This is a genomic window from Streptomyces sp. MST-110588 (assembly GCF_022695595.1).
Lineage (GTDB): Bacteria > Actinomycetota > Actinomycetes > Streptomycetales > Streptomycetaceae > Streptomyces.
This window is the reverse complement of sequence record NZ_CP074380.1, coordinates 6,115,512-6,130,593: the sequence shown is the minus strand read 5'-3', so window position 1 is coordinate 6,130,593 and position 15,082 is coordinate 6,115,512. Positions and strand designations below refer to the sequence as shown.

10 protein-coding genes and 1 pseudogene are annotated in these 15,082 nt (G+C 73.2%); 7 read left to right on the top strand and 4 right to left on the bottom strand.

Annotated elements, in window-relative coordinates; genetic code table 11:
- The first annotated feature begins 238 nt into the window (after positions 1 to 238).
- The 7 genes from KGS77_RS26905 to KGS77_RS26875 all read left to right on the top strand — a co-directional run bounded on the left by KGS77_RS26905 (position 239) and on the right by KGS77_RS26875 (position 7,184).
- Positions 239 to 1,507, top strand: coding sequence for a sensor histidine kinase (locus KGS77_RS26905; RefSeq protein ID WP_242585759.1), 1,269 nt, complete (start codon positions 239 to 241; stop codon positions 1,505 to 1,507).
- Positions 1,471 to 2,181: a response regulator transcription factor gene (locus KGS77_RS26900; RefSeq protein WP_242585758.1), complete on the top strand. Its 711-nt coding sequence runs from the start codon at positions 1,471 to 1,473 to the stop codon at positions 2,179 to 2,181. Before KGS77_RS26905 ends, KGS77_RS26900 begins: the two co-directional genes overlap by 37 nt.
- A gap of 221 nt (positions 2,182 to 2,402) precedes the next feature.
- On the top strand, positions 2,403 to 2,633 hold the full coding sequence (locus tag KGS77_RS26895) for a DUF397 domain-containing protein (protein ID WP_242585757.1): 231 nt from the start codon (positions 2,403 to 2,405) through the stop codon (positions 2,631 to 2,633).
- A 53-nt stretch (positions 2,634 to 2,686) separates the two neighbouring features.
- The gene (locus KGS77_RS26890; protein ID WP_242585756.1) at positions 2,687 to 4,753 is read left to right on the top strand and encodes a hypothetical protein; all 2,067 of its coding nucleotides are present in this window, start codon (positions 2,687 to 2,689) and stop codon (positions 4,751 to 4,753) included.
- Positions 4,754 to 4,968: 215 nt separating this feature from the next.
- A complete protein-coding gene (locus KGS77_RS26885) occupies positions 4,969 to 5,697 on the top strand; it encodes a TetR/AcrR family transcriptional regulator (RefSeq protein ID WP_242585755.1) in 729 nt (242 codons plus the stop codon).
- A gap of 167 nt (positions 5,698 to 5,864) precedes the next feature.
- Positions 5,865 to 6,635 carry a DUF4253 domain-containing protein gene (locus KGS77_RS26880; RefSeq protein ID WP_242585754.1) on the top strand — a complete coding sequence of 257 codons (771 nt, stop codon included), beginning with the start codon at positions 5,865 to 5,867 and terminating at the stop codon, positions 6,633 to 6,635.
- Positions 6,636 to 6,674: 39 nt separating this feature from the next.
- The gene (locus tag KGS77_RS26875) at positions 6,675 to 7,184 is read left to right on the top strand and encodes a GNAT family N-acetyltransferase (protein ID WP_242585753.1); all 510 of its coding nucleotides are present in this window, start codon (positions 6,675 to 6,677) and stop codon (positions 7,182 to 7,184) included.
- Positions 7,185 to 7,324: 140 nt separating this feature from the next.
- Here the strand turns inward: KGS77_RS26875 and pulA are convergent, their stop codons facing one another.
- The 4 genes and pseudogenes from pulA to KGS77_RS26855 all read right to left on the bottom strand — a co-directional run bounded on the left by pulA (position 7,325) and on the right by KGS77_RS26855 (position 15,081).
- Positions 7,325 to 9,949, bottom strand: a complete 2,625-nt coding sequence (gene pulA, locus KGS77_RS26870; RefSeq protein ID WP_242585752.1) for a pullulanase-type alpha-1,6-glucosidase — start codon at positions 9,947 to 9,949, stop codon at positions 7,325 to 7,327.
- A gap of 591 nt (positions 9,950 to 10,540) precedes the next feature.
- Positions 10,541 to 12,007: pseudogene (locus KGS77_RS26865) on the bottom strand (alpha-amylase family protein); the annotation flags it as partial.
- A 165-nt stretch (positions 12,008 to 12,172) separates the two neighbouring features.
- Positions 12,173 to 13,225 carry a LacI family DNA-binding transcriptional regulator gene (locus KGS77_RS26860; protein WP_242587705.1) on the bottom strand — a complete coding sequence of 351 codons (1,053 nt, stop codon included), beginning with the start codon at positions 13,223 to 13,225 and terminating at the stop codon, positions 12,173 to 12,175.
- Between the two features lie 146 nt (positions 13,226 to 13,371).
- Positions 13,372 to 15,081 carry a glycoside hydrolase family 13 protein gene (locus tag KGS77_RS26855; RefSeq protein ID WP_242585751.1) on the bottom strand — a complete coding sequence of 570 codons (1,710 nt, stop codon included), beginning with the start codon at positions 15,079 to 15,081 and terminating at the stop codon, positions 13,372 to 13,374.
- Between the last annotated feature and the right edge of the window lies 1 nt (position 15,082).

Genomic DNA, 15,082 nt, shown 5'->3' with positions numbered 1-15,082 from the left:
GGACACAGATACGGACACAGACACGGATGCGCTCATAGAAGCTCTCCATCCTTGGCATCTCCTTGGCCGTTGGCTGCCGATGACGACGCGAGGCGGCAAGGAACGTTCCGGGAGGCCACAAGAGGTGGTGCCGGCTACACCTCCCGTCGGGGGGCACCCCCCATGACCTGGCCTCCCCCACCCGGCAGACTGTTCCCGTGCCCGAGGTCCGGGCGCGTGACGTGCAGGGAGCGTACGGATGAGGGTCCGCAGAACACTGGTCGCCGGGGCACGGGGGCTGCTGCTCGCCGTCGTCTCGCTCGTGGGATCGACCGTGCTGTTCGTCCTGTCCGTCGTCTCGATCGAGCTGTCGGTGCTGGGCGTGGGGGTGCTGACGACCCCCGTCGTGCTCCAGTGGGCGCGCGGCTACGCCCACAAGCGCCGGCTGTGGTGCCACGAGTGGGCCGGCATCCGGGTCCCCACCGCCTACCGCCCCCTCCCGCCGGATCTCCCGGGGGGCCTCGCGGGCCGGGTCATGCGGTACGGCGCCCTGCTGCGGGACCCGGCGACCTGGCGTGAGCTGCTGTGGCTGCTGCTCGACATGACGGCGGGCTGCGTGCTGGCGCTGCTGCCGGCCGCACTGCTGGTGTACTCCGTCGAGGGCCTGGTCATGCCGGTGCTCTTCTGGTCGGGCGTGGAACTCCACGGGTACTGGTACGCGTTCTTGCCGGCCTCCGACGAAACCGTTCCGTTCATGCCTCCGCTGGCCGTCGGCTTCTTCGTCCTGGCGCTGTTCGTCAACCCCGCTCTGCTCCGGGCCCATCTCCGGTTCTGTGCCGCCTTCCTCACCCCGCCGAAGGCCGAGCTGGCCGAGCGGGTGGCGCGGCTGACCGAGACCCGGCACGACGCGGTGGACGCCTCGGCGGCCGAACTGCGCCGTATCGAACGCGATCTGCACGACGGCGCCCAGGCCCGGCTCGTGGCGATGGGCATGAGTCTGGGCACGATCGAGGCACTCATAGAGAAGGACCCGGCCAAGGCCAAGCAGATGCTCGCCGTGGCCCGTGCGTCCTCGGCCGAGGCGCTGACGGAGCTGCGCGACCTCGTACGCGGTATCCACCCGCCGGTGCTGGCCGAGCGCGGGCTCGGGGACGCCGTACGGGCGCTGGCGCTGCGCACGGGACTGCCGGTGGAGGTGACGGTGGAGCTGCCGGGCCGGCTCGCGGCACCGGTGGAGTCGGCCGCGTACTTCGCGGTCAGCGAACTGCTGACCAACGCCGCCAAGCACGCGGGCGCCGACCGCGTATGGGTGGACGTCCGTTACGCCGGGGGCGCCCTGCGGATCGCCGTCACGGACGACGGGCGGGGCGGTGCGGACCCGGCCAAGGGGTCCGGGCTGCGCGGCCTGGAACGGCGACTGGGTACATTCGACGGCATCGTCGCCGTCAGCAGCCCGGCGGGCGGCCCCACTCTTGTCACGTTGGAGATTCCGTGCGCGTCGTCCTCGCCGAAGACCTCTTCCTCCTGAGAGACGGACTGGTCCGGATGCTGGAAGCGTTCGGCTTCGAGATGGCCGCGGCCGTCGACAACGGTCCGGACCTGACCCGGGCGCTGGAGGAGCAGCGGCCCGACGTGGCGATCGTGGACGTCCGGCTGCCGCCGTCCTTCACGGACGAGGGGCTGCAGTGCGCGCTGGCCGCCCGCCGCGCCCGGCCCGGCCTGCCGGTGCTCGTCCTGTCCCAGCACGTGGAGCAGTTGTACGCGCGCGAACTGCTGGCCGACGGCAGCGGCGGGGTCGGGTACCTGCTCAAGGACCGGGTCTTCGACGCCGAGCAGTTCATCGACGCGGTACGGCGGGTGGCCGGCGGCGGTACGGCCATGGACCCCGAGGTCATCTCCCAGTTGCTCTCCCGCCGGGCGCAGGACCGGCCGATGGCGCGGCTGACGCCGCGTGAGGTGGAGGTGATGGAGCTGGTGGCCCAGGGCCGGTCCAATACGGCCATCGCCGCGAAGCTGGTCATCACGGAGCGGGCCGTCGCCAAGCACACCTCCAACATCTTCGCGAAGCTGGACCTTCCGCCGTCCGACGACGACAACCGGCGGGTGCTGGCCGTGCTGGCCTATCTGGACCGGGGGGACCGAGGGAACCGGGGAGAACGAGGAGAGCGGGGAGAGCGGGGCTACCGGAGCGATCAGAGCTGACCGTTCCCGGGGGGCTCGCGGCCGGGCGGCGCATCGGTGCGTGCGGGGGCGCGCGCCCGTACACATGCTCCATCCGGCGGCTGCGGCCTCATCCCGCCACCCGGCCCGTTCCCGCCAACTCCGGGCGCCCCGGGGGCCGTACGGATCTCCCGAGCCGGTGGAAGCCGACCTGACCACGGCGTACGCTGACCCGGACGGACCGCGAGCGAGGAGTTCACCGTATGAGTGCCGCAACCGACAAGGAGTGGCTGTACGCCCTCGACATCTCCGACGCCACCTGGCAGCGCGCCCCCGGCGAATCCGAGGAGGCCGTGGAGATCGCGTTCCTGGAGCGCGGGGCGGTGGCCATGCGGAACTCCAAGGAGCCCGATGTCGTGCTGCGTTACACCGAGGCCGAGTGGCGCGCGTTCGTGCTCGGCGCGCGGGACGGGGAGTTCGACCTGGACCGGTGAGCCGACCGGGTGGGAGCCGGTGACCTACGCGGTGTTCACTCGTTCCATCGAACGTGGAGCAGCAGCAGGCAACAGCCCCCCGTCCGGAACGCCCCTGTCCCGTCGATGTGATCGACGTCGAGCAGGCCGAGGCGGCGCTCATCGACCACTATCCCCGGTTGGTGCGTCTGGCCTATCTCGTCCTGTCACCGGAACCGGGCCGCAACCGGCGGGTGCTGCGGGCCCACGCGGTCGTCCAGCGCTCCCTGCCGCGGCGGCGTACGACGACGCGGGGGCCCGGCCTGCCGCTGTGCGGGGAGGACTCCCAGCAGACGTCCGACCCCGTATACGCCTTTGTGCGGGCCCGGGTGCTGCGGTCCGCGCTGACCGCCGAGCGGCCCTGGTGGCGGCTGTCCATGGTGCGGCGCGGGCTGCCGCTCGCCCCGTTGCCGCCGGTGCTCCCGCAGGTGTGGGGGCTGCGGCTGTTCCCGCGCTCCGGCGGCGCGGACGAACTGGTCCTGGACCGCACCCTGTCCGGACTGTCCGGGCCGGGGCGCGCGGCGTTCGTCCTGCGTGAGCTGGAGCGGCTGGACGAGAAGGACACACGGGCGGCTCTGGAGGCCGCCGGGGTCGAGGACACCCGGGAGGCGGTCGCCGAGGCGGCCGGCCACACGCCGCCGGCCGGGACCAAGGACCGGTCGCTGCTGGAATCCGCCGAGTTCGACCCCTGTTCGCTGCTGGCCCGGCCGACGGACCTGCTGCGACGCCGCCAGCACGGCCGGGCCGCACTGGCGGCGGGCGCCGCGGTGCTGGTGTGCGGGGCGCTGCTGGGGCTGCCGGGCGACGGCTGGGGGCCCGACGGGGCCGCCGCGCCCCCCTACGCCCAGAATTCCGCCGCGCAGGCGGCCCTGGACCCGGCCCGGCTGTCCGCCGCCGCGCCCGGGGCCTGGCTGAAGTCGACGCGGCGGGACTTCTCGACCTGGCCGGTGCGCGGCGACCGGGCCGGGGACAAGGAACTGCTGCGGCGGGCGCTGGCGGTGTGGGCCAGGCCCGGTACGGGCGTGCAGGTCTCGGCCGCTCCGGGCACCGCCCCGGGGCCGGCGGCCGGGCCCGCGCAGTTGCTCTTCGCGGGCGTGGTGGACCGGGCCGCGGTGGTGCTCCTGTACGACGGGCTGCGGGTGGTGCGCTACGCGGAGGCGGCGGACGGCGACAGCGGCCGGGACGGCGACATCGGCGCGGCGCTGGACTTCGCCCGTACGGACAGCGCCGACGCCGACTCCTCCGGCGCGCTGGTGCTCGGCCGTACGGACGGCAACGTGCGCTACCTGACGGCTCCTTGGGTCAAGGGTGTCACGATGACCGACCTGCTCAAGCCGGCCGGGCAGGGCCTGCCGCTGCACGTCGGCAAGGACGGCATGACGGACCCGGTCCCCTCCCCCGCCGCGGCCAAGAACTGCGACTCCTGGCCGGCCCTGCGGATGGACGGCCATCTGCTCACCGACCTCGGTGAACTCACCGCGGTACGGCTCACCTACGGCGAGCCCGGCAAGGCGCGTGACGTGCGCAGCGCCGAGGCCCGGACGGCCTGGGCGCGTACGGCCTGCCACCTGGCGACGATGCGCGGCCAGGGCGTACGGGAGGTCAACGACTGGACGTTCGCCCAGCAGTCGCTTCCCGGGGGCGCCGGGCGGGCGGCGTGGGTGTGCACCCGTGTCGAGACCTGGCGCGACCGGGGCAGCCGGGCGCTGGCGCAGATCCAGACGCCGCCTCGGAAGCCGGCGGGCAAGCCGGCCGGGGCGTCGGCGCCGCGCAGGCCGGCCGGAGCGCGGCCAGGGGCAAAGGCAGGGGCGCCGGGTGCGGCGCAGCCGTTCGCGCCGGGTGCGGTGGTGGCGCGTTCCGAGGACGGCGCGGCCTGCGGGGAGCGCGATCCGCGGGCACTGGCGGGTGTGCTGTGGAGGTCTGCGGACCACAAGTGGTGGCTGCTGGCGGCGGGCAGCCCGCAGGTGTCGCGGATCAGCGCCTCCGGCGGCGTCAAGGGCCAGTCGCGGAGCCGGCTGCTGGCCGTACCGGCCAAGCCTGGCGTCCACGCGGAGTTGCAGGGCCGCCTGAAGAACGGGAAGCGGCTGGCGGCGCTGCACTGACGGAAGGCAGGCCACGGCGGGCCGCGGGACTGACGGGGGCGAGCCGCGGGCAGCAGATGAGGGGGCCGGGTGACCGGCCCCCTCAGCGTGTGCCGCCCGGCCCGGGAACGGCTCGCCCCCCCCGGAACAGCTCGTTCCGGAACGGCGGTCTGCGGAACGGCTCGTCCTGGACTTGCCGCGTACCCATGTGCTGCCCCGGTCGTTAGGGTGTTTCCATGAAGACCGGGGGGCGCCGCAGGATGGGTGTGGAGGAACGCCGCGAACAGCTCATCGCGGTCGCCCTCGACCTCTTCAGCCACCGCTCCCCCCAAGACGTGTCGATCGATGAGATCGCGGAGGCTGCCGGCATCTCGCGACCGCTGGTCTACCACTACTTCCCGGGCAAGCAGAGCCTGTACGAGGCGGCGCTGCGGCGCGCCGCCGACGAATTGGCCGGCCGGTTCGTCGAGCCTCACGAAGGTCCGCTGGGCAGACGGCTGTTGCGGGTCATGCAGCGGTTCTTCGACTTCGTCGACGAGTACGGGCCGGGGTTCTCCGCCCTGATGCGCGGCGGCCCCGGGATCCCGATGGGAAGGAACGCTCCGGCCGCCGCCGTGAGCCGTACCAGCGCCATGATCGACGGGGTGCGGCAGGCCGCGTACGAGCAGATCGTCTCCCACCTCGGCATCGTCTCCGCGCCCCCGCGGATGGAACTGGTCGTCCGGTCGTGGATCTCCCTCGCCGAGACCACGGCGCTGATCTGGCTGGACGGCCGGCGCATCCCGCGTGATGAACTGGAGCGGCAGTTGGTGCACGACTTCGCTGCGCTGGCGGCGGTGAGCGCGGCCTACGACGAGGACGTGGCGGCCGTGCTGCGCCGGATGCTCACGGACGAGCCGGCCGACGGACCGTTCGCCGACCTGGTCGCCCGGCTGCTCGCGCTGGCCCCGCAACCATCCCCCTGACCTGCGACGGAGCCCGATTGTCAGACCCTGCCTCTACCGTCGTGGAAGTGATGGTGCAGACGGCATCGGGGGGACACGTGCGGACGCAGGAGCAGGGTCGGGAACGCAGGCGTGAACAGGGGCGACAGCAGGGCCGGGAGTGGGGCCGGGTGGCGGCGAAGCGGCCTGTGCTGGAGCTGAGGGAGGACCCCACGGGCCGGTCGCTCGGGCTGGAGTTGCCGCCGGGAGCCCTCGTCGACCTCACGGTGGACGGGCGGTGGCCGGAGCCGTTGCTGTGGTGTGCCGAAGGACGGCTCACCGGGCAGCCGTGGCATCGCGCCGGTCTGTATCCGGTGCTGCTGGACCGGGGCAGATCACATGAGTGGGAGGGGACGGACGGAGCGGGGATGCGCGACGGCCGGTGGGCATGGGAGCTGATGCCGGGCGCCTGCGGTGATCCGGCGGCCTTCGACGCCGAGCAGGTGCTCGCCGGCTGGTGGGAGGAGTACGCCTGTGCGGACGACGGGCCCTGGCCCGGCCCGGCACCCGCGCGGACCGGCGAGGACCCGGAGCGGGTGGCCGGGGAGGTGACGGCGGAGCTGATCGGCCACGGGGTGCTCACGGCGCCGCGTACGGCGCTGGTGCCGGTGGCGCGGGGAGCCGACGTACTCGCCGCCATCGGCTGGACGGGCCCGGTGAACTACGACAACGATATGGCGCCGTACTCGGCGGTGTTGCGCTCCTGGGAGGAGCGGTTCGGCATACGGGTCCTGGGGCTGGGCCGGGGCAAACTGCATCTGTCGGTCGCCGCCCCGCCCCGCACGGCCGAGGAGGCGCTGCGGGTGGCCATCGAGCACTTCGCGTTCTGCCCCGACATCGTGTGGCAGGGGACGGGGGGCCTCGTCCACCGTGCACAGACGCTGGTCAACAGTCCTTACTGGTCGTTCTGGTGGGACTGAACCACCGGGCGCGGAAACCGGCGCGGCATACTGCGCCCCATGGACATGATCACTTATCGGCCGGCCGGGACCGACGATCTGCCGGCACTCGTCGGACTCTATGAGGGCGCGGTCCGCTGGATGCGGGACAACGGGATCGAGCAGTGGAAGTCCGGCGAGAAGGACGAGGAACACTTCCGGACCCGGATGAAAGAGGGGGAGGTATGGCTTGCCGAACGGGCGGGGCGGACGGTCGGCGGCTGGGAACTGTGGTGGGAGGACGAGCCCGCCTGGGGACCGCAGCCGCCGGTGGCGGGGTATGTGCACCGCCTGATGGTGGCGCGTGGGGACGCGCCCGCGGGGACCGGCCGGGCGATGCTGGCACGGGCCGAGCAGCGGATCGTCGAGGCGGGGCGGGAGGTGGCCCGGCTGGACTGCGTAACCGGCAACCCGCGGCTGCGTCCGTACTACGAAGACGCGGGTTACGTGGTCGTGGGCGAGCTGACCGACAAGATAGGCAAGGACGGGAGCACGTACGGCGTCACCCTCCTGGAGAAGCGGCTGGTGTAGTCCCGCGCGCCCGGCCACCGGGGCGCGCCCGGCCACCGGAACGGTTCCGGTGGCCGTGGCCGCCCTGGCCGGTCTGCCGGGCGCGGCTGCCGGGATGGGGCCGGCAGTCGGGATGGGGCCGGCTGTCGCGGTGGGTTCGGTCAGCGCGTGGTGAAGACGGCGACGGTGCGTGCCGGGACGGTGAAGGTGCCCGACGTACGGTCGTACGTGGAGCGTTTGACGACCGGGTCGGCACCGCGGGCCTGGACGCGGTGCAGGGCGTAGCGGGTGCCCGCCGACGCGGGGATCCGCTGGGACTGCTGCCGGGGGCTCGCGTTGAAGACGACGACCAGCTTGCCCAGCCGCATGGTGATCACTCCGGGCGTCTCCTCGGGCCCCGAGAGCGGGAAGGAGAGCCGGTCCTGGACGCGGTCGGCGGTGGCCAGGCCGAAGTCCGGCTCGTCGGCGCGGATACGGAGCAGGTCCTGGTAGGCGGCGGTGGTGGCCCTGATCTCCGCACAGCCGGGGCGCAGCGCCGGGTCGGCCAGCAGCGGCCTGGCGTAGGGCCACTTGTCCTTGTTGTCGGCGGCCGGCGGCAGACCACGGCCGAAGCCGTTGCCGTCGGCGCAGTTCCAGTGGATCGCGTTGAACCAGTCGCCGCTGTCATAGGAGTTGCGGTCCAGCGACTTGGAGCGCAGCAGGTCGGTGCCGGCCTGGGAGAGGGCCGGTCCCTGGGCGAGCGCCGCCGTGGCCAGGGCGATGACCTGCATACGGGCCCGGTCGGCCGGGGCGGTGTGCTGCGGGAGTTTGTAGGCGAGCGCGTCGTAGAGGGTCTCGTTGTCGTGGGCGTCGGCGTAGGCGAGGGCGTCGCCCGGCGCCGCGGCGTAGCCGGCGGGTGCGCCGTTGTAGTCGACCTGTGCGCCCTTGACCCTGCGGCCGAGGCTGTCGGTGAAGGTGTAGCCGGCGAGGTTGCCGGCGAGGCCGACCTTGATCAGGTCCTGCTGGTGCAGGAGGCGGGAGCGCTGCTCGGCCGGGTTGCCGTTGGCGGGCGAGGAGTTGGGGTCGGTGTAGAGACCGGAGGCGAAGCCCTGGACGCGCGGGTCCGCGTCGAAGGGGCCACCGCCCCGTACGGCGTCGCGCAGGCGGTCGTTGAAGGTGGCGATGCCGGTGCCCGCCATGTTCTTCTGCGTGGCCTGGACGAAGCGGGCGTCGTCGGCGGCCTCCCCGAAGTTCCAGCCCTCCCCGTACAGGACGATGGCCTTGCCGTCCACGCCGTCCTTCTTGAGGGTCAGCGCGTCCAGCGCCGCCCGGACGGCCAGGATGTTGGCCTTGGGGTGGTGTCCCATGAGGTCGAAGCGGAAGCCGTCGATCTTGTAGTGCCTGGCCCAGGTGACGACCGAGTCGACGACGAGCTTGCCCATCATGGTGTGTTCGGGCGCGGTGTTGGCGCAGCAGGTGGAGGTGGCCACGCTGCCGTCGTCCAGGAGGCGGTGATAGTAGCCGGGGACGATGCGGTCCAGGACGGACCGGGGGTCCTGGCCCGCGGCGACGGTGTGGTTGTAGACCACGTCCATGACGGTCCGCAGTCCGGCGCCGTTCAGTCCCTGCACCATGCGGCGGAACTCCACGGTACGGGCGGTGCCGTCCGGGTCGGAGGCGTAGGAGCCCTCCGGGACGGTGTGGTGGAGCGGGTCGTAGCCCCAGTTGTAGGCGTCCTTGACCGCTGTCTTCGTCACGCACTCCTGCTGCTGCTCGGAGTCGGCGGGCAGCGCGGCCAGGTCGCAGTCGGGCACGGCCTGGTCGGCGCGGCGTTCGGGGACGGTGCCGATGTCGAAGACCGGCAGCAGGTGCACGTACGAGGTCCCGGCGCGGGCCAGGGCCCGCAGGTGCCGCATGCCGTCCGAGCGGCGGTCGGTGAAGGCCAGGTATCCGCCGGGGTGGCGGGAGGTGCGGTCCTGCGCCGAGAAGTCCCTCAGGTGCAGTTCCTGGATGCGGGCGTTGCGCAGCGGTACGGCCGTGGGCTTGCGCAGTCTGTTCCAGCCCTTGGGTGCGAGCCGGGGGCCGGCGAGGTCGACGGCCAGGCTGCGGGTGGAGTCGGCGGTCAGCGCGGTGGAGTAGGGGTCGGTGACGAGGTTGGTGACGGTCCGGGCGACGGTGGGCGCCCAGACGGTGACGGCGTAGCGGTACGGCTTCCCGGTCCAGGACCGCTCGCCCCGTACGCTCCACACACCGCTGGCGTCGTCGCGCCGCATGGGGACCGTACGGCCGTCCAGGTCGAGGGAGACGGTCCGGGCGGTCGGGGCCCACACGGACAGGGTGGGGCGGCCGTGCCGGAAGACCGGACCGAGCCGGGCCCGGGCGGCGGCCTTGCCGTAGAGGTCGTCCAGGACGCCGGGGATCTGTACGCCGGTGGCGGCCGGCGGGCCGCCGTCGGCGGAGCGCTGGGTGGCCAGCAGCCGGTCGCGCAGCGCCGTGGCGGTCAGGGCCCGGTCGCGCGGGTCGACGGTGAAGGCCGGGAAGTCCTTCAGGTGCGGGAAGGCGGCCTTCTCGGCGGGGGCCAGGGCGGTCGGTGTCAGGCGGAGCCGGCGTCCCTGGTCGCCGAACTCCAGTTGGGCATCGGCGTGCCGCGCGCCCTTCCAGACCACGGTGGCGCGGTTGATCCACTGGGCTTCCGCCTTGGCGGGGCCGGGTGGTGGCGCGGCGCTCGCGGGTGCCACGGCGGGCAGGGCCGCCACGGAGAGAACCATGGCCATGACAGCCACGGTACGGCGCAGGATGCGGTTCACGCAGGAACTCCTTCACGGATACGGGGGCAGGCGGACGCCCGCCTTGGGGAGGTGTACGGACGGGGCGTACGGCCGGCGCGGGGGATGGGTCCGGCGCCGGGCGTACGGCGGGCACCCACCGCACGCCCGGAGTGGCACGCGCACCCGGCGTCGGCCGTGTGCGCGACGCGGGACGCGTGGCCGGCGACGCGGGATACGCGCCTGGCACAGGCCGTGCGTTCGGCACAGGCCGTGCGTTCGGCACAGGCCGTGCGTTCGGCACAGGCCGTGCGTTCGGCACAGGCCGTGCGTTCGGCACAGGCCGTGCGTTCGGCACAGGCCGTGCGCCCGCCGGGGCCCGTGGGCTCACCGGGGCCCGTGGGCCGGTCGCGGAGACGGACGGCGGGTACGGCATGTACGACGGGTACGGCGCGTATGGCGGGCGTGGGGCGTCCGGCCGGAGCGGGGCGTGCCGCAGACGTGCCTCTTACGGCAGTTGGTGGTGCGGACGGGCCGCGCGTGAAGCAGGAGTGGTGGCCGCCCGGCAGGCAGGGTGGGTGCCGGGCGGCCGGTCAGTGGGCGGGACGGTCAGCCGCAGCCGCGCGTCCCGGTGCCGGTCCGCAGCGCCAGTGCCGTGTCCGGGGCGAGCGAGGCGGTGAAGTGGCCGGAGCCGTCGACCTTCACCTTCTTGCCGCTGCCGAGTACGTCGCAGTAGCCGCCGGCCGGCAGCGAGGTGTGGAAGGTGCGGCTGACCGTGACCCGTTCGTGGTTGACGGCCACGAAGCCCTTTGTGCCACGCCCGAAGGCGATCGCGTTGCCGCCGTTGTCCCACCAGTTGGTGACCGCGGTGCCCCGTACGGCGTTACGGAAGGCCACCATGCCCCTGATCTCCCGCCAGGCGTGCTGGCACAGCCAGCCGCCCTGGCCACAGGCGTTGACCGTGCCGCCGTCAGGTGGCCCGGCGTCCCGGTCGGTGAACGCGTAACCGGAGTGGACGTCCGGGGCGCCGTAGGGCCAGGCCAGCATGAAGACGTGGGCGAGGGTGTAGTCGGCGCCGTCCTTGTAGCCGAGGGTGTCGCCGCCGCGCTCGGTGTCGTGGTTGGCGACGAAGACCGCGGCCTTGTCGCCGGGCAGGTAGCCCCAGCCCTCACCGTAGTTCTTGAGGTAGGCGAGCTTCTCGCCGGTGAAGACGCGCTTGAGATCGCGGGCGTAGCGGAACTCCTGGACGTCACCGGTGCCCTGGTACTCGTCCGGCGAGACCGCCTCGCCCGCGCCGAAGATCGCCTCGTGCTTCCAGTAGACGCCCGGTGTGGTCAGCCTCTTCTTGATGGCGGCGAGATCATCGGCCGGAATGTGCTTGGCGGCGTCGATACGGAAGCCGTCGACGCCCAGGGACAGCAGGTCGTCGAGGTAGCGGGCGATCCGGCCGCGTACGTACTCCTCGCCGGTGTCCAGGTCGGCAAGATCGAGCAGTTCGCAGTGCTGGACGTTCCAGCGGTCACGGTAGTTGCTGACCGGCACCGTGCAGTCGTCGAGGTCGGGGCGCGAGTAGGTGCCCGGGTAGTCGTACTTGGTGTAGGGCGAGCCGCCGGTGCCCGTACCGGACCCGGACGTCATGTGGTTGATCACAGTGTCCGCGACGACCTTGACGCCGGCGGTGTGGCAGGCGGCGACCATACGGGAGAAGGCGGCCCGGTCACCGAGCCGTCCGGCGATCTTGTAGCTCACCGGCTGGTAGGAGGTCCACCACTGCGGGCCCTGGATGTGTTCCTGGGGCGGCGAGACCTGGACGTAGCCGTAACCGGCCGGTCCCAGCACGTTCTTGCACTCCTTGGCGACGGAGTCGAACCGCCACTCGAAGAGGACGGCGGTGACGTCCTTGTCCCCGGGCGGGGCGGTCCGTGCCGGGGCGGTCCGTGCCGGGGTGCTCCGTACCGGGGCGGCCTGCGGGGAGGCCGCCTGCGGGGAGTCGGCCCGGGCCCGCTGGGGTGCGGGCGCCAGGACGGCCGCCGCGCCCGCCGCGAGGGCGAGGGCGGTGGCCAGAGGTCTGCCGATGCCGCGCTTCCGGGGGTGGGTCATGGTGTCTCCTTGAGGGGGTGGAGTGACCGTGTCCGGCAACACGCCGTACCCGTGAGGCCGTTGTCGGTTCTAGTCGGCACGGGGAGTTGGTGCAAGACTTTTCGCAAGGGGTTGCAAGGGTGCTGCGTTCCCCTCGGCGGGGCCGGGTACCGGCCGGACCACGCGTCAGCCGGTCTTCACGCCTCCCGCCCGCCGGAGGGGGCCCGTCGAGCCGCGGACCACCAGTTCCGGCTGGAAGACGAACTCGGTCCGCCGCACCGGCCGCGCGCCCGGCTCCGCCAGGGGCGTACCGTCCTGGATCTCCTCGATCAGCGCGTCCACGGCGGCGCTCGCCATCGCCTGCACCGGCTGGCGCACCGTGGTCAGCGGCGGGTCGGTGAAGGCGATCAACTGCGAGTCGTCGAAGCCGACCACCGACACCTCGCCCGGCACGTCCAGCCCGCGCCGGCGCACCGCCCGTACCACCCCCAGCGCCATCAGATCACTGCCGCACACCACGCCCGTACAGCCCGCGTCGAGCAGGGCGTCGGCCGCCGCGTGCCCGCCCTCGACGCCGAACAGCGTGTGGCGTACGAGGCGTTCGGTCTGCCCCCTCCGCAGGCCGAACGCCTCCTCCAGCGCCGCCACGAACCCCTCCGCCTTGCGGCGCGAGGGCACATAACGGTCCGGGCCGACGGCGAGCCCGATCCGCTCGTGCCCCAGCTCCGCCAGATGCCGTACGGCCATCCGGGCCGCCGCCCGGTCGTCCGGCGAGACGAACGGCGCGTCGATGTGCTCGTTGTAGCCGTTGATGAGGACGAACGGAACGCCGCGGCCGGCCAGCCGCGTGTAGCGGCCGGGGTCGGCGCCGGTGTCGGCGTGCAGCCCGGAGAGGAAGACGATGCCGGTCACCCCCCGCTCCACCAACTGCTCGACCAGTTCGTCCTCGGTCGCACCGCCCGGCAGTTGGGTGCACAGCACCGGCGTGTAGCCGTGCCCGGCCAGCGCCTGCTCGATGACCTGCGCGAAGGCCGGGAAGATCGGGTTGGTCAGCTCGGGGACGACCAGTCCGACCAGCCCGGCACTGCGCCGCCGCAGCCGCGGGGGCCGCTCGTGGCCGAGTACGTCCAGCGCGGCCAGGACCCGCTGCCGGGTCGCGCGCGCCACCCCCGCCCTGCCGTTCAGGACGCGGCTGACGGTCGCCTCGCTGACCTGCGCCTGCGCGGCGACGTCGGACAGCCGCGGGGTGAGACGGTGCGGGGCGGGACGCTCCGAGGCGGGACGCTCCGAAGCGGGCCCCGGCGCGGGACGGCCCGACGCGGAACCGTCCGGTCCGGAACCGTCCGGCGCGGAACCGCGCAGCACAAGGTGGTGCTGTGACTGCGTCACACCTCCCACCACACGGCGGTGTCCGCCGGAAGCTCGAACGGCTCCCCCGGCTCCCCCGGCTCCCCCGGCTCCCCCGCCGCTCCCGCTTCCCTCGCCGCTCCGGCCTCTCCGGCCTCTCCGGACGCCAGCAGCACCCGCCCCGGCGCCTCGATCCGTACGGCCTGCTCCGTGGTGTTGACCGTGCACACGAAGCCGCCCGGTCTGCGGAAGGCCAGTACGCCCTCGGGGGCGTCCAGCCATCGCACCTCATCGCCCGCCCCCAGCCCGGGGTGGGCCCGCCGCACCGCCAGCGCCGTGCGGTACAGCTCCAGGGTCGATCCGGGGTCACCGGTCTGGGCCGCGACGCTCAGCGCGCCCCACTCCGCCGGCTGCGGCAGCCAGCTCCCGCCGCTCCCGAAGCCGTACGAGGATCCCTCCCGCGTCCAGGGGATCGGCACCCGGCAGCCGTCGCGCAGCCCGTCCTGTCCGTTGGCGCGGAAGAAGGAGGGGTCCTGGCGCACGTCGTCCGGCAGGTCGGTGACCTCGGGCAGGCCCAGTTCCTCGCCCTGGTAGACGTACGCGGAGCCGGGGAGCGCCAGCATCAGCAGGGCCGCGGCGCGGGCCCGCCGCAGGCCGCCGCCGAGCCGGGTGCGGTGGCGTACGACATCGTGGTTGGAGAGCACCCAGGTGGTGGGGGCGCCGACCGGCCGCATCGCGCCCAGCGAGGCGTCGACGGCCTCGCGGAGCGCCACGGCGTCCCAGCCGGTGTTCAGGTAGTGGAAGTTGAACGCCTGGTGCAGCTCGTCGGGGCGCAGGTACAGGGCCGTACGGTCCGCGCTGGGCGTCCATGCCTCGGCGACGGCGATCCGCTCCCCCTCGTACTCCTCCAGGACCCGGCGCCAGGAGCGGTAGATCTCGTGCACGCCGTCCTGGTCGAAGAAGGGCAGGGCCTGGTTGCCGAGCAGCTTGAGCTGCTCGGTGTGGCCCATGTCCGGCAGCCCGGGGGCCTTGACCAGCCCGTGGGCCACGTCCACGCGGAAGCCGTCCACGCCCAGGTCGAGCCAGAAGCGCAGGATGGAGCGGAACTCGTCCTGGACGGCCGGGTGGTCCCAGTTGAAGTCGGGCTGCTCGGCGGCGAACAGGTGCAGGTACCACTGCCCGTCGGGCTCCGGAAGCCGGGTCCAGGCGGGCCCGCCGAAGATGGACTCCCAGTCGTTGGGCGGCAGTTGGCCGTGTTCGCCGCGTCCGGACCGGAAGTGGAAGCGGTCCCGCAGCGGCGAGCCGGGTCCCTCATCCACCGCCCGCTGGAACCATTCGTGCTGGTCGGAGCAGTGGTTGGGGACGATGTCCACGATCACCCGCAGGCCCAGGGCGTGGGCGTCGCGGATCACCGCGTCGGCGTCGTGCAGGGTGCCGAACATCGGGTCGATGGCGCGGTAGTCGGCGACGTCGTAGCCCGCGTCGGCCTGTGGCGAGGCGTAGAAGGGGCTGAGCCAGACGGCGTCCACGCCCAGTTCCTTCAGGTACGGCAGGCGGGAGCGGATGCCGGGCAGGTCGCCCATGCCGTCGCCGTTGCCGTCGGCGAAACTGCGGGGGTAGACCTGGTAGATCACCGCGTCGCGCCACCAGCCGGTGCCGGGGCCCGCGGAAGCGCTGTCCGTACCGGTGGCGGGGGTGGCGGGAACGCTGTCCGTACCGGTGGCGGGGGTGGCGTAATGCTGAGTCATG

Coding starts and splice junctions, on each gene's coding strand:
- KGS77_RS26895 (WP_242585757.1), top strand. CDS start 2,403: ATGAGTGCCGCAACCGACAAGGAGTGGCTGTACGCCCTCGACATCTCC.
- KGS77_RS26855 (WP_242585751.1), bottom strand. CDS start 15,081: ATGACTCAGCATTACGCCACCCCCGCCACCGGTACGGACAGCGTTCCC.
- KGS77_RS26885 (WP_242585755.1), top strand. CDS start 4,969: ATGAAGACCGGGGGGCGCCGCAGGATGGGTGTGGAGGAACGCCGCGAA.
- KGS77_RS26875 (WP_242585753.1), top strand. CDS start 6,675: ATGGACATGATCACTTATCGGCCGGCCGGGACCGACGATCTGCCGGCA.
- KGS77_RS26905 (WP_242585759.1), top strand. CDS start 239: ATGAGGGTCCGCAGAACACTGGTCGCCGGGGCACGGGGGCTGCTGCTC.